The sequence below is a fragment of the Curtobacterium sp. MCBA15_016 genome (genome assembly GCF_001865105.1).
GTDB lineage: Bacteria > Actinomycetota > Actinomycetes > Actinomycetales > Microbacteriaceae > Curtobacterium.
Map to the genome: position 1 here is coordinate 3,165 of NZ_MJGR01000065.1, position 378 is coordinate 3,542.

Sequence of the window (378 nt, forward strand, 5' to 3'; positions counted from 1 at the left end):
CCGCGACGCCCGGCGCCGGCGTCCAGGCGGTCGTCGACGGCGAGGTCGTGCTCGTCGGGACCGTCGCCTGGCTCGAGGCGTCGTGGGCGATCACGGTGCCCGACGCCGTGGCGCAGACGGTCCGGGACGCCGAGGCGGACGGCGGCACGGCGGTCGTCGTCGCGACGGACGGCCGCGCGCTCGGCGTGGTCGTCGTCGCGGACACGGTCAAGCCCGAGGCGGCGGACGCCGTCCGGCGCTTCGTGGAGCTCGGCCTGCACCCGGTGCTGCTCACCGGCGACAACGAGGGCGCTGCCCGTGCCGTCGCCGCCGCGGTCGGGATCGACGAGGTGCACGCCCGCGCCACCCCGGCCTCGAAGCTCGAGACCGTCCGTCGCC

General features: G+C 78.0%; 1 protein-coding gene. It reads left to right on the forward strand.

Annotated features, from left to right (window positions below):
* Nucleotides 1-378: HAD family hydrolase (locus BIV03_RS17590; RefSeq protein WP_139202070.1), on the forward strand; the 378-nt coding region annotated here is incomplete at both ends.